This is a genomic window from Stenotrophomonas sp. Bg11-02, assembly GCF_002836635.1.
Classification (GTDB): Bacteria; Pseudomonadota; Gammaproteobacteria; order Xanthomonadales; family Xanthomonadaceae; genus Stenotrophomonas; species Stenotrophomonas lacuserhaii.
In genome coordinates this window covers 182,953-201,649 of the sequence record NZ_PJAY01000061.1, presented here as the reverse complement: position 1 = coordinate 201,649, position 18,697 = coordinate 182,953, and the positions used below count along the sequence as shown (strand labels likewise).

Genomic DNA, 18,697 nt, shown 5'->3' with positions numbered 1-18,697 from the left:
CAATCACGCGTGTCGCATCTGCTGCTTGTCTGCCATCGCGCAGCTTTCGATCCTGTGGCCTTGCCCGCCGCTGGTTCGTCCATGTCCTATCCCAAACCGCGCCATGACAACGCCATCGATGGCATGCGTGCCATCGCCGTGCTGGCGGTGGTCATTTTCCACGTCGATGCGTCCCTGCTGCCCGGGGGCTTCAGTGGCGTGGACCTGTTCTTCGTGGTGTCCGGCTTCGTCATAAGCCAGTCGCTGGCATCGCGTCCGCACGCCCACGCCGTCCCCTACCTGCTGGACTTCTACCGTCGCCGGGTACTCCGCCTCCTCCCCGCGCTGCTGCTGGTGCTGCTGTTCACCTTCCTGTTGTCCGCCCTGCTGATGCCGCGTGCGTGGCGTAACGAGCAGTTCGACCAGACCGGGCTGGGCGCGCTGTTCGGGGTCGCCAACTTCGTGCTGGCGTGGCAGCAGGGGGACTACTTCTCTCCGGGTGCAGACCTCAATCCGTTCCTGCATACCTGGACACTGGGCGTGGAGGAACAGTTCTACCTGCTGTTTCCGCTGCTGTTCCTGGTGTGGCTGCGGGCACGGCAATCGCGGCCATGGGTAAACGCGATCCTGCCGCTGCTGGCGCTGGCATCGCTGCTGTTGGCCGCCTGGCAGACCAAGGCCGCGCCCATCAGCGCGTTCTATCTGTTGCCAGCACGCCTGTGGGAACTGGCCGCTGGCGCGCTGCTGTATCAATGCATCGCCACCCGCACGCTGGCGCCGCACTGGCAAGGCTGGGCGGTGCCGGGGCTGCTGCTGGTGGTGGTCGGGTTCCTGTTCGCCGGGGATCAGCCGGTGCCGTTCCCCGGCACCATCGCCACCGTGGTCGGCACGGTGATGCTGCTTGGCGCTGCGGCATCGGCCAACGGCGCGCCACGACCGCATGTCCTGCTGCGCGGCCTGCAATGGGCGCCGCTGGTGTACCTGGGAAGGTTGTCGTATTCGCTGTATCTGTGGCACTGGCCGTTGCTGGCCCTGCTGCGCTGGACCTACGGCATGCAGGGCATCGCCTTGTGGGCCTACCCCGTCATGCTGCTGGCGCTGGCCAGCGCGTCGTATCACTGGGTGGAATGCCCCCTGCGCAATGCTCGCGCTAGTCGCCGCTGGCACCCCGGCAAACTGCTGCTCTGCGCCATGGCCGGGCTGGGCGTTTCCACTGCGGGTGCATGGACCATCCTCCAGTACACCGACAGTCTGTCATTGAGCACCACGCGCGATGGCTACGCCTGGAGGGCACAACGGCAACCCGCCTGGATGCCGGTCGAGCCGATCGATGCACCTGCACTTGCGGGCCGCCGTCTGTTCGTCGCCGGGGATTCGCACGCGGCGGCCTATCGCAACATGGTGACGATTGCGGCGCGACAGTTCGACCTTGAGCTGCACATTGAAGAGCGCGGTGGTTGCAGCATCGTCAACCTGTTGCGGGCCAGCAGCGTGGACTGCGCGCCTTACGTGGGTCGCGTCCTGCAGAAGATCGAAGATGAGGCGCGGCCCGGAGACATCGTACTGCTGGCGTCGCTGCGCATGCAGGAACTGCGCGATGCGGACTGGAGCCGTGGCGAAGCAGCAGGCTTCGCTGCCCTGCGCGGCGAGCGCAGTGCGGCCGATACCGCTGCGGCCGAGCGCGACGCCGATGCCGTGCTGCAGCGATTGCAGGCGCTCAACGTGCAGGTGATCATCGATGCACCGATGCCGGTGTTCCGCTCGGCGGCCTACCGATGCTCCGATGCCTTCAACCGGATGAACCCGGCCTGCGCTGGCGGACTCAGCGTGCCGCGTGCGGAGATGGAGGCCCTGCGCGCGCCGCAGCTGGCGATGCTTCAACGTCTGTCGGCACGCTATCCGGCGCTGCACGTCTGGGATCCGATGCCTTTGCTCTGCACGCCACAGCGCTGCGCGGCAATGGATGGCGACCAACCTCTGTTCTTCGACCAGGATCACCTGAGTGGGCACGGCAACCGCACCCTGCTGCCCGATTTCGACAGGCTGCTGCTGCTGGAAATAGGGGAGCGCACTGCCGACGTCGCGGCTCCGCCTGCTGCTGGCGTGCCCCTGGGCACACCGTGAAGCCTTCGCATCGCTTGGGTGCAGGCGGCGTTATGCTCGGCGGGTTCCACACCCGAGTCGCCCACACCGAGCCGCAGGAGTTCCGCCATGAACACGCAGTCGCTCACCAGCTCCCTCCTCCAGCAGCTGCAGCAGGGTCCGGCCCTGCAGCAGGTGTCCCAGACCCTCGGCGTGGACAATACCCAGGCCAGCCAGGCGATCCAGTCCGCGCTGCCGCTGCTGCTGGGCGCCCTGGGCAACAACGCCAGCAATCCCCAGGGGGCGCAGTCGCTGCTCAACGCACTGCAGCGTGATCACCTCGGAACCAGCCCGGCCGTCGCCAGCGGCGCAGGCGGTTTCGACCTCGGCGGCCTGCTGGGTGCGGTGCTCGGCGGAGCCGGCGGCCAGGCCACCAATGGCGCTGGCATCCTGGGTCATGTATTCGGCAGCCAGAGTCCGCAGGCCGCGCAGCTGCTGGGCCAGAAGACCGGGCTGGACAGCAGCAGGTCCGGCCAGCTGCTGGCCCTGCTTGCCCCGATCGTGATGTCGTTCCTGGCCCAGAAATTTGCCCAGCAGGGCAACGCCGCCCAGCTCAGTCAGGCCCTCGGACAGGAAGCACAGTCATCAGGCATGGCCGGCGGTGGCCTCGGCGCCCTGCTCGATCAGGACGGCGATGGGCAGTTTGGCCTCGGTGATGTCCTGAAAATCGGCGGTGGACTGCTCGGCAAGCGCCCCTGATTGGGCACGACTGTCCAATCGCTCCTAGTTCATAGCTTCTTACTATTGATGAGGTTGAGCGAATCGAATGTACGTTCCCGCGTGCGGTGCTTACCGTGGGATGGAACATCGATTTACGTTCCCTATAAACATTCGCCAGTACACAGGTAGAGACCCATGAATAGCGAAGCGAAGTGCCCGTTCAACCACGCCGTCACCGGTGAAGGCACCACCAACCGGGACTGGTGGCCCAAGCAACTGCGCGTGGACCTGCTCAACCAGCATTCCTCGCGCTCCAATCCGCTGGATCCGCAGTTCGACTACGCCGCCGCGTTCAAGGGCCTGGACTACCAGGCGCTGAAGAATGACCTGAAAGCGTTGATGACCGATTCGCAGGACTGGTGGCCGGCCGACTTCGGGCACTACGGTGGCCTGTTCGTGCGCATGGCCTGGCACAGCGCGGGCACCTATCGCATCGGCGATGGTCGCGGCGGTGGCGGCCGTGGGCAGCAGCGCTTCGCCCCGCTCAACAGCTGGCCGGACAACGTCAGCCTGGACAAGGCACGACGCCTGTTGTGGCCGATCAAGCAGAAGTACGGACAGGCTGTTTCCTGGTCGGACCTGCTGATCCTCACCGGCAATGTCGCGCTGGAATCGATGGGCTTCAAGACGCTCGGCTTTGCCGGCGGTCGCCCGGATACCTGGGAACCGGACCAGGACGTGTACTGGGGCCGCGAGACCACCTGGCTCGGCGGCGACGAACGCTACAAGCACGGTTCGGAAGGCGTGGAGAAGGCCGGCGGCGTGCTGGTATCCGATGATGATGCCGACGGCGACGTGCATTCGCGCAAGCTGGAAAACCCGTTGGCCGCCGTGCAGATGGGGCTGATCTACGTGAACCCCGAAGGCCCGGACGGCAACCCCGATCCGTTGCTGGCCGCCTTCGACATCCGCGACACCTTCGGCCGCATGGCGATGGACGACGAGGAAACCGTTGCGCTGATCGCTGGTGGCCACAGCTTCGGCAAGACTCACGGTGCAGGCCCGGCGGACAACGTCGGTCCGGAACCGGAGGCCGATGGACTGGAACGCCAGGGCCTGGGCTGGAGCAACCGCTTCGGCAGCGGCAAGGGCGGGGACACCATCACCAGCGGCCTGGAAGTCACCTGGACGCGCACCCCGGCGCAGTGGAGCCACGACTTCTTCGAGCTGCTGTTCAAGCACGAGTGGGAACTGACCAAGAGCCCGGCGGGCGCCCACCAGTGGGTGGCCAAGGATGCCGAGGCGGTGATTCCCTATGCACACGATGCGTCGAAGAAGCACCGTCCGACCATGCTGACCACCGATCTGTCGCTGCGTTTCGATCCAGCCTACGAAAAGATCTCGCGCCGCTTCCTGGCCGATCCGCAGGCCTTCGCCGATGCCTTCGCGCGCGCCTGGTTCAAGCTGACCCATCGCGACATGGGCCCGCGTGCCCGTTACCTCGGCCCGGAAATCCCGTCCGAAACCTTCATCTGGCAGGACCCGGTGCCCGAAGCCACGCATCCACTGGTGGACGCCAGGGACGTGGCCGCGCTGAAGCAGAAGATCGCCGCCAGCGGGCTGGGCGTGGCCGAGCTGGTGTCCACCGCGTGGGCATCGGCATCGACCTTCCGTGGCGGTGACAAGCGCGGTGGCGCCAATGGGGCACGCGTGCGCCTGGCCCCGCAGAAGGACTGGGCGGTCAACCAGCCGCAGCAGCTGGCCAAGGTGCTGGCCACGCTGGAGAACGTGCAGGCCGACTTCAACGGTGCCGGTGGCGCCCAGGTTTCACTGGCTGACCTGATCGTGCTGGCCGGTGGCGTAGGCATCGAGCAGGCGGCAAAGGCCGCTGGCCATGACATCAGCGTGCCGTTCACTCCAGGCCGGACCGATGCCAGCCAGGAACAGACCGATGTGGAGTCCTTCGCGGTGATGGAGCCGGCAGCCGATGGCTTCCGCAATTACCTCAAGGGACGCTACAGCGTCCCGGCCGAAGCGCTGCTGATCGACAAGGCCCAGCAGCTGACCCTGACCGCACCGGAGCTGACCGCACTGGTCGGCGGCCTGCGCGTGCTGGGCGCCAATGTGGACGGTGGCAAGGACGGCGTGCTGACCGATCGTGTCGGCACGCTGAGCAACGACTTCTTCGTCAACCTGCTGGACATGGGCACGCAGTGGAAGGCCGCCGGCGATGGCTACGAAGGCAGCAGCCGCAACGGCGGTGCCACGCGCTGGACCGCCAGCCGTGCGGACCTGGTGTTCGGATCGAACTCGGTGCTGCGCGCGGTGGCCGAGGTGTATGCCAGTGCCGATGGCCAGAAGAAGTTCGTGCAGGATTTCGTCGCCGCCTGGACGCGGGTGATGGAACTGGACCGCTACGACCTGCACGGCTGAAGTCGCAGCCCCTCACCCGGGCGGCATGGACCGACCCGGGTGGGTGATTGATTTCGGTGGGTGACGACCGTTGGTCGTCACCGCCTTCCACCCCAGACTCAAAGCGCGTCCAGGTCCCCCAACGCGCGGATCAGCTTTCGCGCCCGCTTGTCCGGCTTGTGCTCCGGCGCCTTGTACCCATCACGCGCCGCGATCCGCAATGCACGCTGCTCTGCACGACGTGCCTTGGATGCGTCTGTTTCCGCATACAGCTGCTGGGCCACCGGCGCCGGACCCCGCTGGTCGCTCAACGCGGCCACCGCGATTTCGAACTGCTCTTCGCCGCGCTCGATGCTCAGCTGCTCGCCGACCCGCACCGCGCGCGAGGACTTCGGCCGCTGGCCAGCTACGGTCACCTTTCCGGTTTCAACGGCCTGTTTGGCCAGGCTCCGGGTCTTGAAGAATCGTGCCGCCCACAACCAGATATCCAGGCGGACACTGGGCTGCGGCAGGGAAAACTCGGTCATCGACAGGGGTTGCTCCGCGGGCTCGTTCAAGGAGATGCTGCTCAGGACATGCGGCCTTCCCTGCGGCAATCAAGCTTCCCCCGGCTGCCTGCTGCGCCCCTCGGTGAATGATTCACCGGCACATCCCGCAGACCCGCCAGATGCTAGTGTTCGCGCACGCCCGCTCGATCTCCAACCCATGGCAAAAGCGCCGCTCGACCTCACATCCGGCCCCATCGGGCGCAACCTGCTGCTGTTCTCCCTGCCGATCCTGGCGGGCAACATCGCGCAGTCGCTGAATGGCTCGGTGAATGCGGTCTGGGTCGGGCGGTTCCTCGGCGAAGCGGCACTGACCGCCACGGCCAACGCCAACAACATCATGTTCTTCCTGATCGGCTCGGTGTTCGGCATCGGGATGGCCTCCACCATCCTGATCGGCCAGGCGATGGGCGCCAAGGACATCGGCCAGGCGCGCCGGGTCATGGGTACCAGCGCGACCTTCTTCATCGGCTTGTCGGTGGTGATCGCGGTGGCCGGCTGGTTCCTGGCGCATCCCCTGCTGGCGGCAATGGGCACGCCCGCCGCGTCGTTGCCACTGGCCGAGGCCTACCTGAAGGTGATCTTCCTGGCGATGCCGACGCTGTACGCGTTCGCGTTCCTCAGCGCGGCGATGCGCGGCGCAGGCGATTCGCGCACGCCGTTCCGCTTCCTGCTGGTTTCCGTCGCGCTGGACATCGTATTCAACCCGCTGCTGATCTTCGGCCTCGGGCCGCTGCCGGAGCTGGGCATCGCCGGTGCCGCATGGGCCACGTTGATCGCGCAGACACTCTCGCTGGTTGCGCTGCTGCTGTACATGCGCCACAAGCGCCACGTGCTGTGGCTGGGGCGCAGGGACATGGCGCTGTTCAAAGTGGACCTGCCGATCCTGAAGGCGCTGGTGGTGAAGGGCGTGCCGATGGGCCTGCAGATGGTGCTGATCTCGCTGTCGATGATCATGCTGATGACCATGGTCAACCAGTACGGCACCGATACCGCAGCCGCCTACGGCGCATCGCTGCAGTTGTGGACCTACGTGCAGATGCCGGCGATGGCGATCGGTGCGGCATGTTCGTCGATGGCCGCGCAGAATGTCGGGGCGCAGCTGTGGGGCCGCGTACGCGCCACCGCGCGCCAGGGCGTGCTGTTCAATTTCCTGCTGACCGGCGTGCTGATCGCCCCGTTGATCCTGCTTGACCGCTACACGCTGGCACTGTTCCTGCCCGATGGCAGCCAGGCGCTGCAGGCGGCGCGGCATCTCAACCACATCGCGGTGTGGTCGTTCCTGTTCTTCGGTGTCAGCTTCGTGATTTCCGGCGTGGTGCGCTCCACCGGTGCGGTACTGGCGCCGCTGCTGATCCTGGCCGGGTCGCTGTGGGGCGTGCGGGTGCCCTTTGCCGAACTGCTGCAGCCGTACCTGGGCGTGGACGCGATCTGGTGGAGTTTTCCGGCCAGCTCACTGGTGTCGATGCTGCTGTCGCTGGCGTACTACCGCTGGGGAGGATGGCGCAAGGCCAGGATGCTGGACAGCCCCGCGCATGGTACGCCGGCCGAAGTCCCGGCCAGTCCGCCTTCGCCGGTGGCCGACCCGGATGCCGCGTTGGAAATCGCCGCGCCTGCGGCCGCCTCGCCCGCCACGCCACCGCGCTGAGGCCGCCTGCGCAGGGCCCGTTGCGCTCGCCGACCATGGGTCGGCGCTACCCTGTTCCCGGTAGCGCCGAGCCGTGCTCGGCGGAATCGCTCCGCTGCGGTCCGCTGCGCTCGCCGACCGTGGGTCGGCGCTACCCAGCGCCCGGTAGCGCCGAGCCGTGCTCGGCGGAATCTCTCCGCTGCGGCCCGCTGCGCTCGCCGGCCATGGGTCGGCGCTACCCAGCGCCCGGTAGCGCCGAGCCGTGCTCGGCGGAATCTCTCCGCTGCGGTCCGCTGCGCTCGCCGACCATGGGTCGGCGCTACCTTCGCCGACCCGGTAGCGCCGAGCCATGCTCGGCGGAATCGCTCCGCTGCGGTCCGCTGCGCTCGCCGACCATGGGTCGGCGCTACCCAGCGCCCGGTAGCGCCGAGCCGTGCTCGGCGGAATCTCTCCGCTGCGGTCCGCTGCGCTCGCCGACCGTGGGTCGGCGCGACCCTGTGCCCGGTAGCGCCGAGCCGTGCTCGGCGGAATCTCTCCGCTGCGGTCCGCTGCGCTCGCCGACCGTGGGTCGGCGCTACCGGGGGTGTCGCGGACCTTGCCTCAGGGCGCGATGTCTTTCCACAGTGGCAGGCCCAAGCGCTGCCGCTGATAGCGCAGCATCACCGCCATCAGCACGCCGAAGGCCAAACCGGCCAGCACGGCCGTGGTCACCATCCCCAGCCCGGTCATGCCGCTACTGCGCCACAGCATCAGCCACATCACCGTGCCCCAGCCGATGCCGAACCACGCACCGGTGGTCAGCACGTTGGTGGCGAAACCGGTGAGGATCGGTGGGGCGACGCCCCAGCCCAGCCGCCAGAACAGGCGGTACAGCGGCGGCGCGGACATCGAACGCTTCACGCCAGCGGCGTCCAGCTGCTGCAGCGCGCGGCGCACCTGCGGCGGATAGCGCTCGGGAATCGGGGGAGTAGACGTATTCATCCCCGGAACATAGCCGCTGCGCGGACCCAAACGCAAACGGCCGCCCGAAGGCGGCCGTTGCGGCGACAACCGGAGTTGTCGGCAGGTATTACTGGGCAGCCTTGGCAGCCAGGCGCGCGGCCTTGGCCTGCGCAGCAGCAGCCAGATCTTCCTTGATGCGGGCAGCCTTGCCTTCCAGGCCACGCAGGTAGTACAGCTTGCCGGCGCGGACCTTACCACGACGCTTCACTTCGACCGAGTCGATGATGGCGCTGTGGGTCTGGAAGACGCGCTCGACGCCGTAGCCGTGCGAGATCTTGCGCACGGTGAAGGCCGAGTTCAGGCCGCCGTTCTTGGTCGCGATCACAACGCCTTCGTAGGCCTGGACGCGCTCACGGTTGCCTTCCTTCACCTTCACGTTCACGACGATGGTGTCGCCCTGGCTGAACTTCGGCAGTTCGCGGGTGATCTGGGCGGCTTCGAAGTCCGCGAGAATGGTTTTGTTCAGCTTGCTCATGGGTTACACCGATTCATATGTTCGGGTGGGCGTGTCATTCGACAGCGTGGGCTCATGCGGTCACTGGACTGTGCCGCACGTTTGTTATGTATGGAGCACATCGACCAGTACGGGCGATGGTAATTCGCAATCATAGCCCAATACGGGCCACCCTTGCTAGGGGTTTTTGCTGCTTTCCAATCCGTCCCGGCCCTGTGCCAGCAGCTTGCGGTCGGCCTTGTTCAACGTGGACTCGTCCAGTAATTCGGGCCGCCGCTGCCAGGTCCGCAGCAGCGACTGCTGCCTGCGCCAGGCGGCGATGGCGGCATGGTTGCCCGAGCGCAGCACATCCGGGACGTCGCCCAGCGGATGCTGGGCCGGCTGGCTGAAATGCGGGCAGTCGAGCAGCCCCAGTTCACCTTCGAAGCTGTCCTGGGCGGCGGATTCGGCGTCATTCAACGCGCCCTCCTGCAACCTGGCCACGGCGTCGATGATCACCGCCGCCCCCAGTTCGCCGCCGGACAGCACGTAGTCGCCGAGGGAAATCTCCTCGTCGACCGCACTGGCCAGGAACCGTTCGTCGATCCCCTCGTAACGGCCGCAGAGCAGGATCATGCGCGGCAATGCCGCCAGTTCACGCACCTTGGCCTGGGTCAGCGGACGGCCCTGCGGACTCAGGTAGATCACCGGCGCCGGGGTCGGGTCCGCCGCGCGCACCGCGGACAGGCAGGCCTGCAGCGGTTCGATCAGCATCACCATGCCCGGCCCACCACCGAACGGACGATCATCCACCCGGCGGTAGTTGCCTTCGGCGTAATCACGCGGATTCCAGCCGTGCAGGCTGAACAACGCTTTTTCCTGCGCCCGGCCGACCACGCCCAGTCCGGCGGACTGGGCAAGGAATTCCGGGAACAGGGTGATGACGTCAAAGCGCATCAGAAGTCCGGATCCCAGTCGACGATGACCAGGTTGGCATCGAAGTCCACGGATTTGACGAACTCCGGCTGCACGAACGGGATCATCCGCTCACGGTCGCCGCGGGTGACCAGCACGTCGTTGGAACCGGTGGAGAACAGGTGCGACACCTGGCCCAGCGATACCCCGTCGACGGTCTTGACGTCCAGGCCTTCCAGGTCGACCCAGTAGTACTCGTCCGGCTTCGGCGGCGGCAGCGAGCTGCGTGCCACGTAGACCTCGGTACCGCGCATGGCCTCGACCACGTCGCGGTCATCCACGTCGGGGAACCGGGCGATCAAGTGCTTGCCGGTATCGCGGCCGCGGACGCCGGAAAGCGTGGATTCCTGCCCCGAGGGGCTGACCACGATCCACGGCTGGTAATTGAAGATGGCAGAACGCGGCTCGGTCCAGGACTCGAGCTTAAGTTCGCCGCGCACACCAAAAGCGCCGGCAACCCTGCCCAGCAGGATCCGGCGCTCGATATCTTTCATCTGCGTATGCCAGATGGGCCGCGACGGGCGCGGCCCTTCAAGATCAGGCCGCAGCGGCCTGGGACTTGGACGCTTCCTTGATCAGGTTGCGGACCTTGTCGGTCGGCTGGGCGCCGTTCTTGACCCAATGGTCAACGCGGGCCAGGTCCAGCTCGATGCGCTTCTCGCCACCCTGTGCAACCGGGTTGTAGAAACCGACGCGCTCGATGTTGCGGCCGTCGCGGGCGCTACGGACGTCGGTCACGATGATGTGGTAGAACGGACGCTTCTTGGCGCCGCCGCGGGTCAGTCGAATCTTGACCATGGTGTATTTTCCTATGTAACCCAGTCGCCAGGATGGCGCGGTAAGCCGGCGATTATAGCGGCAGCTTCGGCCCAAGCCAACCCCAGCCTGGGTTTGCGGCCTTCACACCTGCAACGCCTGCCACGGCACCGCGGCCATCACCGCCCTGCCCTGTGCTGCCAGCGCCTCCGATCCGGCCAGCGCGCGGCCGTCAATGGCCCCCAGCGGCCAGATCCCGCTGGCGTTGCAGGCAAACGCCGCCTGGATTCCGTCCAGCTCGGCCGCGGCAACCGCCCTCACCACCTGTGGCCCGTTCCAATGCTGCCGCAGCAGCGCCTCGGCGGTACCGCGCAGCGCCGCCGCCTGCGGCCATACCAGCTGCTGCCCGTCGTGCAGGGCCAGGTTCCAGGTGCTGCCTTCGCTGACCTGGCCTTCCTCGTTCAGGAACAGCGCGTCGTCGAAGCCGGCGGCCATCGCCTCGCGCCGCTGCTGGAACAGGCCGAACGTCCCCACGTGCTTGAACCCCGGCAGTTCGCGCTGATAGCGCACGCTGCACACCGCGCGCGAAGCGCTCAGCCGCACCGGCGCGGACACGGCCACCAGCACGTCCACCGGCACGACGGACAACGGGTCGCGGAAATCGAAGGCACGGGAAAACACCGTCAACCGCAGCGATGCATCCGCCATACCAGCATCCTGCAGCGCCTGCGCCATCCATCGCTGCACCTGGCGCTCATCGAGCATGCTGCCGAACAGCGCCTGCGTTGCATGCGCCAGGCGCTGCAGGTGCAGGTCCAGGCCCTGCACTGCATGGCCGCGTACCTGCAGCGACGTGAAGTGGCCATAATTGACCAAGGCCGCGCCCAACGTCGCCGCATCGGCCGGTTGGCCATTGCAGAACAGCACGCTGCTGCCCGTCACGCTCACAGGCGCGCCTGCGCGTCCTGCCACCAGCGCTGCAGCAGGGCAGCGGCCGGTTCGGCACGCGCCATCCACGCCGACTGCCCCGCCCAGGCCTGCATCGAAGCCAGGGCGTTGTCGCGCGCCGCCTGCGCACGCATCGCCGCGGTCAGCCCGCGCTGCACCGGATAGGGTCGCGGCGGCGGCGCATCGGCTTCGGCGGCCGCACGTACGTAATCGGTGGCCAGCCCGCGTCCCAGCCGGCCGCTGAAGGCACGGGTGGGCCAGGTGTCTTCCGGTTCACTGGTCGCCAGCGCATCGGCCCATGCCGGCTCGATCGCTGCCTCCGGGGTACGCAGGAACGCGGTGCCGATCTGCACCGCGCTGGCGCCCAGGGTCAGTGCGGCGGCGATGCCACGGCCGTCGGCGATGCCGCCTGCGGCGATCACCGGGATATCCAGATGGTCGACCAGGCGCGGCAACAGCGAGAACAGGCCCACCAGCTGGCGCTCGGCCTGCGCCGGATCAAACGCACCGCGGTGTCCGCCGGCTTCGAAGCCCTGCGCCACCACCGCATCGGCACCGGCGGCCTGCGCCTCACGCGCTTCGGCCAGGGTGGTCGCACAGGCGATCCAGGCAATGCCCGCCTGCTTCAATCGCTGCACCTGGCGGTCCTCGAGCACGCCCATGATGGTGGACAGCACGGCCGGTCGTGCGGTCAGCACGGCGTTGAACTGATCATTGAAATCCGCCGGACCGGCGTCGCCGGCACTGGCCGGCACCTCGGGTCCCCATTGCGCCAGCAGCGCGCGGGTTGCCGCTTCGGCCTGCGCATCGCGCAGCGCAGGCGCATCGGGGATCCACAGATTCACCTGCGCCGGGCCGCTGCTGCGGCTACGGAAGTCATCCATCCAGCGGCCGATATCGGCTGCGGGGGAGAGCACCGCGCCCATCGCGCCCATGCTGCCGGCGGTTGCCAGCGTCGCCGACAGCGGCACCGGACAGGCGCCGGCCATGGGAGCCAGCAGGACCGGCATCTGCAGGTTGAAGCGCTGGCAGAAGCGTTCTACCCGGCCAGCAATTCCATCATCACGCATGCATCGAGCCTCTTTTGATGAGTCCGTGCGGGGCCGGGCGGTATCAGCGGAACGGCAGGCCGCGGCCGCCCATGGCGCCCATCATGCCCTTCATGCTGCGCATCATGCCCTTCATGCCGCCGCCGGCCATCTTGCTCATCATTTTTTCCATCTGCATGTACTGCTTCATCAGCTTGTTGACGTCGGCCGGCTGGGTGCCCGAACCGCGCGCGATGCGGGCACGACGCGAACCGTTGAGCAGGCCCGGATTACGCCGTTCCTTCTTGGTCATCGAGCTGATGATGGCGATCATGCGCGGCACTTCCTTGCCCTGGCTGACCTGCGCCTTGAGGTGCTCGGGGATCTGCCCCAGGCCCGGCAGCTTGTCCATCAGCCCGCCGATGCCGCCCATGTTCTGCATCTGCTCCAGCTGGTCGCGCATGTCGTTCAGATCGAACTTCTTGCCCTTGGCGACCTTCTCGGCCAGCTTCTGCGCCTTGTCCTTGTCGACCTGCTGCTCGACCTGCTCCACCAGCGACAGCACGTCGCCCATGTCCAGGATGCGGCTGGCGATACGGTCAGGGTGGAACACATCCAGGCCGTCCGGCTTTTCACTGACGCCGACGAACTTGATCGGCTTGCCGGTGATGTAACGCACGCTCAGCGCGGCACCACCACGGGCGTCACCGTCGGTCTTGGTCAGCACCACGCCGGTCAGCGGCAACGCATCGCCGAAGGCCTTGGCCGTGTTGGCCGCGTCCTGGCCGGTCATCGCATCGACCACGAACAGCGTTTCGGCCGGATTGACCGCGGCGTGCAGGGCCTTGATCTCGGCCATCATCGCTTCGTCGATGGCCAGGCGGCCGGCGGTATCGACGATCAGCACGTCCACGAAGGACCTGCGTGCGTCATCGATCGCCGCGCGCACGATGGCTTCCGGCTTCTGGTCGGCGCTGGAGGCGAAGAACAGCACGCCCACCTGCTCGGCGAGGGTCTTCAGCTGCTCGATCGCGGCCGGACGGTAAACGTCGGCCGACACCACCATCACCTTCTTCTTGCGCTTTTCCTTCAGGTGCTTGGCCAGCTTGCCCACCGTGGTGGTCTTGCCCGCACCCTGCAGGCCGGCCATCAGGATGATCGCCGGTGCCGGCACGTTGAGGTTCAGGTCGCTGGCTTCAGCGCCCATCACGTTGGTCAGCTCGTCGCGGACGACCTTGATCAACGCCTGGCCGGGGGTCAGCGACTTCAGCACTTCCTGCCCGACCGCGCGCTCCTTGATGCGCTCGATCAGCGCCTGCACCACCGGCAGGGCGACGTCGGCTTCCAGCAGCGCGATGCGCACTTCGCGGGTGGCGTCGCGGATGTTTTCCTCGGTCAGGCGGCCGCGGCCGCGCAGGCGCTCGATGGTGCCGGAAAGGCGCTGGGTCAGGGACTCGAACATGCGATGCAACCTGTCTGGAACGGGGGACAATGAGGCAGACAGTATAGCCGGTCGCCCCGGCGACCCGGGCGCGCGCGATGGGCCGTCGCCACTGCGTTGGGGGTGTGCGAAACTTCCACGATGACAATCGTTCTCATCGCAGCCCTGCTCTACCTGACCGCCACTGCCGCACTGGTGCGCGCGGTCGGCAGCGATGCGCCGCGCCCGGGCCGCGGTTGGCTGGCCGCTGCGGTGCCGGCGCTGCTGCTGCACGCCGGCTACCACGTGCAGGTGGCGCTGCAGAGCGCCGGCGGGCCGGACATGCACTTCTTCGCCGCGCTGTCGCTGGTCGGCCTGGGCATGGCCGGGCTGACCTCGCTGGTGGGCGCGCGCGGCCGCATGGCCGCACTCGGCGTGGTGGTGTTTCCGCTGGCGGCGGTGCTGCTGGGCGCCTATCACGGCTATGGGCATGAGCCGAGCAAGGAACTGGGCTGGCGGCTGGCCACCCACGCCTGGCTGGCCCTGCTGTCCTACGCCACGCTGAGCATCGCCGCGCTGCTGGCGATCATGCAGTGGCTGCAGGAACGCGCCCTGCGTCGGCGCGAGTTCCGCCCCTGGCTGCGCGCCCTGCCGCCGCTGGCGGACCTGGAATCACTGTTGTTCCGGGTGATCACCGTCGGCTTCTTCCTGCTGACCCTGACCCTGGTCACCGGCGTGCTGTTCGTCGATGACCTGCTGGCGCAGAAGCTGGTGCACAAGACCGTGCTCAGCGTGCTGTCGTGGATCGTGTTCGGGGTGCTGCTGATCGGCCGCCGCCGTTACGGCTGGCGCGGCCTGAAGGCCGTCCACTGGACCCTCAGCGCGATGCTGCTGCTGTTGCTTGCGTTCTTCGGCAGCCAGTTCGTGATCGAACTGGTCTTCGGGCATACGACCCGGTGAAGCATCGGGTCGTATGCCCACGCATTCCACCTTATCCCCGCGCCGTTGGCGCGCCCCCTTGAACAACAAGGGGGCTGTTCACCAGCAAGCCTGCGCGCGCACCCGGCCCATCGCCTTACAGGGCCGGTAACGCCGTGCCGGCAGCTTACGCGCCAGCCGCTTCCAGCGCTTCAGACAGGCGCTCCACCGCGATCACTTCCATGCCCTTCACCGTGCCGCCCTTGGGCGCATTGGCCTTGGGCACGATGGCGCGCTTGAAGCCATGGGTAGCCGCTTCGCGCAGGCGGTCTTCGCCGTTCGGCACCGGGCGGATTTCGCCGGACAGGCCCACTTCCCCGAAGGCAATGGTCTTCTCCGCCAGGGCGCGGTCCTGCAGCGAGGACAGTACCGCCAGCAGCACCGGCAGATCGGCCGCGGTTTCCTGCACGCGGATGCCGCCGACCACGTTGACGAACACGTCCTGATCGCCGACCAGCACGCCGCCGTGGCGATGCAGCACCGCCAGCAGCATCGCCAACCGGTTCTGTTCCAGGCCCACCGCCACGCGGCGCGGATTGGACAGCGGCGAGGCATCCACCAGTGCCTGCACTTCCACCAGCAACGGCCGCGTGCCCTCGCGAGTGACCATCACGCAGGAGCCCGGCTGCCGCGTGCTGCCGCCGGACAGGAAGATCGCCGAGGGGTTGGAGACTTCCTTCAGGCCCTTGTCGCCCATCGCGAACACGCCCAGTTCGTTGACCGCACCGAAGCGGTTCTTGAACGCGCGCAGCAGGCGGAAACGGCTGCCGCTTTCGCCTTCGAAATACAGCACCGCATCGACCATGTGCTCCAGCACGCGCGGGCCGGCGATACCGCCTTCCTTGGTCACATGGCCGACCAGGAACACGGCGGTGCCGGTCTCCTTGGCGAAGCGCACCAACCGCGCCGCGCTTTCACGGACCTGGCTGACCGAGCCGGGGGCGGCGGTCAGCGATTCGGTCCACAGGGTCTGGATGGAGTCGGCCACGATCAGCCGCGGCTTGGCTTTGCCGGCGTGCTGCAGGATGGTTTCCACGCAGGTTTCGGCCAGCGCGTTGACGCCCTCCAGCGGCAGCTCCAGCCGGTGCGCGCGGCCAGCCACCTGGGCCAGCGATTCCTCGCCGGTGACGTACAGCACCGGCAGTTCGGCGGCCATGAGAGCCACCGCCTGCAGCAGCAGGGTCGACTTGCCGATGCCCGGGTCACCGCCAACCAGCACCACCGCGCCCTCCACCAGGCCACCGCCGAGAACGCGGTCGAACTCGCCGATGCGGGTGGTGACGCGGATGTGGTCGGTCTGCGCCACGTCCTTCAGGGCGGTGACCTTGGGCGGATCGATCTTGCCGGCCCAGCCGCTGCGACGGGAGGCCGGCGCACCGGCCGCCGCCGCGCTTTCCACGACGATTTCCGACAGCGTGTCCCAGGCCTTGCACTCGGTGCACTGGCCCTGCCATTTGCTGTAGTCGGCGCCACATTCGCTGCAGACGTAGGCGGTGCGGCTCTTGGCCATGATCATTCCGGTTGCGCGTTGGATGGCGAGCATAGCCGAGCCCCGTCGCAACCGCTGCGACCCGCCACCCCGGCCTGCGTGATGCTCCACTCAGGTTCAGCGCGGACCGGCCGCTACCATGTGCGCCGCCCTGCGCGCCCTCCCCCATTCCAAGGACCTCCCATGACTGGCAGCTACAGCCAGAGCCTCGTCTTTTTCTCGTTGTTGGTGGCCGTACTGGCCTCCTACACGGCACTGGACATGGCAGGCCGACTGGCCACCGCGCAAGGGCGCGTGGCGCGCTGGTGGCTGGCCGGCGGCGCCGCGGCGATGGGCCTGGGCATCTGGTCGATGCACTTCATCGGCATGCTGGCCTTCAAGCTGCCGATCCCGATCGGCTACGACCTGGCCATCACCGTGTACTCGCTGGCGGTATCAGTGGGCGCCTCGGCGTATGCGCTGTGGCTGGTCTCGCGTCCGCAGCTGCCCACCCGCCGCCTGTTCGCCGGTGCGCTGCTGATGGGCCTGGGCATCGCTGCGATGCATTACCTGGGCATGGCCGCGATGCGCATGCAACCGGGGATCGACTACGACCCGCTGTGGTTCATCGCCTCCCTCCTGATTGCCATCGGCGCCGCCGGCGCAGCGCTGTGGATCGCCTTCCGCCTGCGCGTCGAAGGCCGCAATACCCGCCGCCTGCGCGGCGCCGCGTCGTTGGTGATGGGCCTTGCCATCGTCGGCATGCACTACACCGGCATGGCTGCGGCACGCTTCCCGCCGGGCAGCCTGTGCGGGGCGGTGATCGACGGCGGCATCGATGCGCAATGGCTGGCGGTGCTGGTCATCGTCACCACGCTGGGCACCATCGGCATCGCGCTGGTGGCCTCCCTGTTCGACCGCCAGATGCGCGAACGCACCGGCCTGCTGGCCGAGTCGCTGGAACGCGCCAATGACAAGTTGCTGCAGGCTGCGCTGCACGATCCGCTGACCCAGCTGCCGAACCGCTCGCTGCTGCAGGATCGCATCGAACAGTCGATTGAAAAAGCACGCCGGCGCAACCACGCGGTGGCGGTGATGTTCTGCGACCTGGACGGCTTCAAGACCGTCAACGATGCCTACGGCCACCAGCTCGGCGACCGCCTGCTGGTGAAGGTGAGCCAGCGCATCGGCTCCCTGCTGCGGCCGCAGGACACCCTCGCGCGCCTGGGTGGGGATGAGTTCGTGATCGTGCTGCCCATCGACGAACCCGACGATGCGATGGTGGTGGCCGAGCGCATCATCGCGGCCGTGGCCGAACCCTTCCTGATCGAGGCGGCCGAACTGCAGGTCACCGCCAGCCTGGGTATTGCGCTGTATCCGGACGATGCGGCCGACGAACGCGCGCTGATGGCCAACGCCGATGCAGCGATGTACCACACCAAGCAGGAAGGGCGGAATGGCTACACCTTCTTTACCCCGTCCATGCAGGTCAGCGCCAATCACCAGCTGCGCCTGTTGCAGGACCTGCGCAAAGCTACCGAACGTGGCGAGCTGCTGCTGCATTACCAGCCCAAGTTCGTCGCTGCCGGCGCGCCCGCGGTGGGCGCTGAAGCGCTGCTGCGCTGGCAACACCCGGAGCTGGGCATGCTGGCGCCGGACATCTTCATCCCGATCGCCGAGCGCAGCGGCTTGATCCTGCCCATTGGCGACTGGGTACTGGACCAGGCCTGCGCGCAGCTGCGGGCGTGGCATGACGCCGGCAATCCGCACTGGACGATGGCGGTGAACCTGTCGCCGTTGCAGTTCGCCGCGGCCGGCCTGGTGGAAACGGTAAGGGAAACGCTGGAACGGCATGGTCTGGAGGCCAGCCGGCTGACGCTGGAGATCACTGAAACCACGGCGATGAAGAACGTGGAAACCAGCCTGCAGATCCTCAACGCGCTGACCGCGCTGGGCGTGCGGATTTCGATAGATGACTTCGGCACCGGCTACTCCAGCCTGCTGTACCTCAAGCGCATGCCCGCCACCGAGTTGAAGATCGACCGCGCCTTCGTGCGCGACCTGGAAGACAACGCCGAGGATGCAGCGATCGTGTCCTCGATCGTCGCACTGGGCCGTTCGCTGCAGTTCAACGTGGTGGCCGAGGGCGTGGAAACCGCCGGCCAGCGCGATTACCTCAGCAGCCTGGGCTGCGACCAGCTGCAGGGTTACCACCTGGGCCGCCCGATGGCCCCGGACGAGTTCCTGCGCAAGGTCGCCTGACGACCGCCCTCGGTGGGTGACAACCGCCCTCGGTGGGTGACGACCGCCCTCGGTGGGTGACG

The 18,697-nt window shown here is 67.4% G+C and carries 16 protein-coding genes; 6 read left to right on the top strand and 10 right to left on the bottom strand.

What is annotated here, in order from left to right; genetic code table 11:
• Positions 1-81: 81 nt before the first annotated feature.
• The 3 genes from CXG43_RS12710 to katG all read left to right on the top strand — a co-directional run bounded on the left by CXG43_RS12710 (position 82) and on the right by katG (position 5,214).
• Positions 82-2,103, top strand: a complete 2,022-nt coding sequence (locus tag CXG43_RS12710) for an acyltransferase family protein (protein ID WP_101100255.1) — start codon at positions 82-84, stop codon at positions 2,101-2,103.
• An 87-nt stretch (positions 2,104-2,190) separates the two neighbouring features.
• Positions 2,191-2,820, top strand: coding sequence for a DUF937 domain-containing protein (locus CXG43_RS12705; protein ID WP_101100254.1), 630 nt, complete (start codon positions 2,191-2,193; stop codon positions 2,818-2,820).
• Between the two features lie 156 nt (positions 2,821-2,976).
• Positions 2,977-5,214, top strand: a complete 2,238-nt coding sequence (katG, locus tag CXG43_RS12700; protein ID WP_101100253.1) for a catalase/peroxidase HPI — start codon at positions 2,977-2,979, stop codon at positions 5,212-5,214.
• Positions 5,215-5,312: 98 nt separating this feature from the next.
• Here the strand turns inward: katG and CXG43_RS12695 are convergent, their stop codons facing one another.
• Positions 5,313-5,720 carry an RNA-binding S4 domain-containing protein gene (locus CXG43_RS12695; RefSeq protein ID WP_101100252.1) on the bottom strand — a complete coding sequence of 136 codons (408 nt, stop codon included), beginning with the start codon at positions 5,718-5,720 and terminating at the stop codon, positions 5,313-5,315.
• A 178-nt stretch (positions 5,721-5,898) separates the two neighbouring features.
• Between CXG43_RS12695 and CXG43_RS12690 the strand changes: the two genes are divergently transcribed.
• Positions 5,899-7,386, top strand: a complete 1,488-nt coding sequence (locus tag CXG43_RS12690; RefSeq protein ID WP_101100251.1) for an MATE family efflux transporter — start codon at positions 5,899-5,901, stop codon at positions 7,384-7,386.
• Between the two features lie 579 nt (positions 7,387-7,965).
• On the opposite strand, the gene CXG43_RS12685 is transcribed toward CXG43_RS12690, so the two are convergent.
• The 8 genes from CXG43_RS12685 to ffh all read right to left on the bottom strand — a co-directional run bounded on the left by CXG43_RS12685 (position 7,966) and on the right by ffh (position 13,969).
• Positions 7,966-8,346 carry a DUF6404 family protein gene (locus CXG43_RS12685; protein ID WP_157825080.1) on the bottom strand — a complete coding sequence of 127 codons (381 nt, stop codon included), beginning with the start codon at positions 8,344-8,346 and terminating at the stop codon, positions 7,966-7,968.
• Between the two features lie 88 nt (positions 8,347-8,434).
• Positions 8,435-8,842 (bottom strand): 50S ribosomal protein L19, encoded by a 408-nt coding sequence (gene rplS, locus CXG43_RS12680; protein WP_101100249.1) that lies wholly within the window; start codon positions 8,840-8,842, stop codon positions 8,435-8,437.
• Between the two features lie 156 nt (positions 8,843-8,998).
• Positions 8,999-9,757 (bottom strand): tRNA (guanosine(37)-N1)-methyltransferase TrmD, encoded by a 759-nt coding sequence (gene trmD, locus CXG43_RS12675; RefSeq protein ID WP_101100248.1) that lies wholly within the window; start codon positions 9,755-9,757, stop codon positions 8,999-9,001.
• Complete coding sequence (rimM, locus tag CXG43_RS12670) at positions 9,757-10,269, bottom strand: ribosome maturation factor RimM (protein WP_101100247.1); 513 nt, start codon at positions 10,267-10,269, stop codon at positions 9,757-9,759. Before rimM ends, trmD begins: the two co-directional genes overlap by 1 nt.
• A gap of 43 nt (positions 10,270-10,312) precedes the next feature.
• The gene (gene rpsP, locus CXG43_RS12665; RefSeq protein WP_042612633.1) at positions 10,313-10,573 is read right to left on the bottom strand and encodes a 30S ribosomal protein S16; all 261 of its coding nucleotides are present in this window, start codon (positions 10,571-10,573) and stop codon (positions 10,313-10,315) included.
• A gap of 102 nt (positions 10,574-10,675) precedes the next feature.
• A complete protein-coding gene (locus CXG43_RS12660; RefSeq protein ID WP_101100287.1) occupies positions 10,676-11,458 on the bottom strand; it encodes an aminotransferase class IV in 783 nt (260 codons plus the stop codon).
• A 17-nt stretch (positions 11,459-11,475) separates the two neighbouring features.
• On the bottom strand, positions 11,476-12,549 hold the full coding sequence (locus tag CXG43_RS12655; protein WP_101100246.1) for a nitronate monooxygenase: 1,074 nt from the start codon (positions 12,547-12,549) through the stop codon (positions 11,476-11,478).
• Between the two features lie 43 nt (positions 12,550-12,592).
• Complete coding sequence (gene ffh / locus CXG43_RS12650) at positions 12,593-13,969, bottom strand: signal recognition particle protein (RefSeq protein WP_101100245.1); 1,377 nt, start codon at positions 13,967-13,969, stop codon at positions 12,593-12,595.
• A 120-nt stretch (positions 13,970-14,089) separates the two neighbouring features.
• Here ffh and ccsA point away from each other — a divergent pair, with 120 nt between their 5' ends.
• Positions 14,090-14,887: a cytochrome c biogenesis protein CcsA gene (ccsA, locus tag CXG43_RS12645; RefSeq protein WP_101100244.1), complete on the top strand. Its 798-nt coding sequence runs from the start codon at positions 14,090-14,092 to the stop codon at positions 14,885-14,887.
• Positions 14,888-15,032: 145 nt separating this feature from the next.
• Here the strand turns inward: ccsA and radA are convergent, their stop codons facing one another.
• Complete coding sequence (gene radA, locus CXG43_RS12640) at positions 15,033-16,415, bottom strand: DNA repair protein RadA (protein ID WP_101100286.1); 1,383 nt, start codon at positions 16,413-16,415, stop codon at positions 15,033-15,035.
• 162 nt (positions 16,416-16,577) lie between these two features.
• Here radA and CXG43_RS12635 point away from each other — a divergent pair, with 162 nt between their 5' ends.
• The gene (locus tag CXG43_RS12635; protein WP_101100243.1) at positions 16,578-18,635 is read left to right on the top strand and encodes a bifunctional diguanylate cyclase/phosphodiesterase; all 2,058 of its coding nucleotides are present in this window, start codon (positions 16,578-16,580) and stop codon (positions 18,633-18,635) included.
• Positions 18,636-18,697 lie beyond the last annotated feature (62 nt).

Bases quoted from the DNA above. Each gene is read 5' to 3' on its own strand.
- CXG43_RS12710 (WP_101100255.1), top strand. From the start codon at position 82: ATGTCCTATCCCAAACCGCGCCATGACAACGCCATCGATGGCATGCGT.
- CXG43_RS12705 (WP_101100254.1), top strand. From the start codon at position 2,191: ATGAACACGCAGTCGCTCACCAGCTCCCTCCTCCAGCAGCTGCAGCAG.
- katG (WP_101100253.1), top strand. From the start codon at position 2,977: ATGAATAGCGAAGCGAAGTGCCCGTTCAACCACGCCGTCACCGGTGAA.
- CXG43_RS12695 (WP_101100252.1), bottom strand. From the start codon at position 5,720: ATGACCGAGTTTTCCCTGCCGCAGCCCAGTGTCCGCCTGGATATCTGG.
- CXG43_RS12690 (WP_101100251.1), top strand. From the start codon at position 5,899: ATGGCAAAAGCGCCGCTCGACCTCACATCCGGCCCCATCGGGCGCAAC.
- CXG43_RS12685 (WP_157825080.1), bottom strand. From the start codon at position 8,346: ATGAATACGTCTACTCCCCCGATTCCCGAGCGCTATCCGCCGCAGGTG.
- rplS (WP_101100249.1), bottom strand. From the start codon at position 8,842: ATGAGCAAGCTGAACAAAACCATTCTCGCGGACTTCGAAGCCGCCCAG.
- trmD (WP_101100248.1), bottom strand. From the start codon at position 9,757: ATGCGCTTTGACGTCATCACCCTGTTCCCGGAATTCCTTGCCCAGTCC.
- rimM (WP_101100247.1), bottom strand. From the start codon at position 10,269: ATGAAAGATATCGAGCGCCGGATCCTGCTGGGCAGGGTTGCCGGCGCT.
- rpsP (WP_042612633.1), bottom strand. From the start codon at position 10,573: ATGGTCAAGATTCGACTGACCCGCGGCGGCGCCAAGAAGCGTCCGTTC.
- CXG43_RS12655 (WP_101100246.1), bottom strand. From the start codon at position 12,549: ATGCGTGATGATGGAATTGCTGGCCGGGTAGAACGCTTCTGCCAGCGC.
- ffh (WP_101100245.1), bottom strand. From the start codon at position 13,969: ATGTTCGAGTCCCTGACCCAGCGCCTTTCCGGCACCATCGAGCGCCTG.
- ccsA (WP_101100244.1), top strand. From the start codon at position 14,090: ATGACAATCGTTCTCATCGCAGCCCTGCTCTACCTGACCGCCACTGCC.
- radA (WP_101100286.1), bottom strand. From the start codon at position 16,415: ATGGCCAAGAGCCGCACCGCCTACGTCTGCAGCGAATGTGGCGCCGAC.
- CXG43_RS12635 (WP_101100243.1), top strand. From the start codon at position 16,578: ATGACTGGCAGCTACAGCCAGAGCCTCGTCTTTTTCTCGTTGTTGGTG.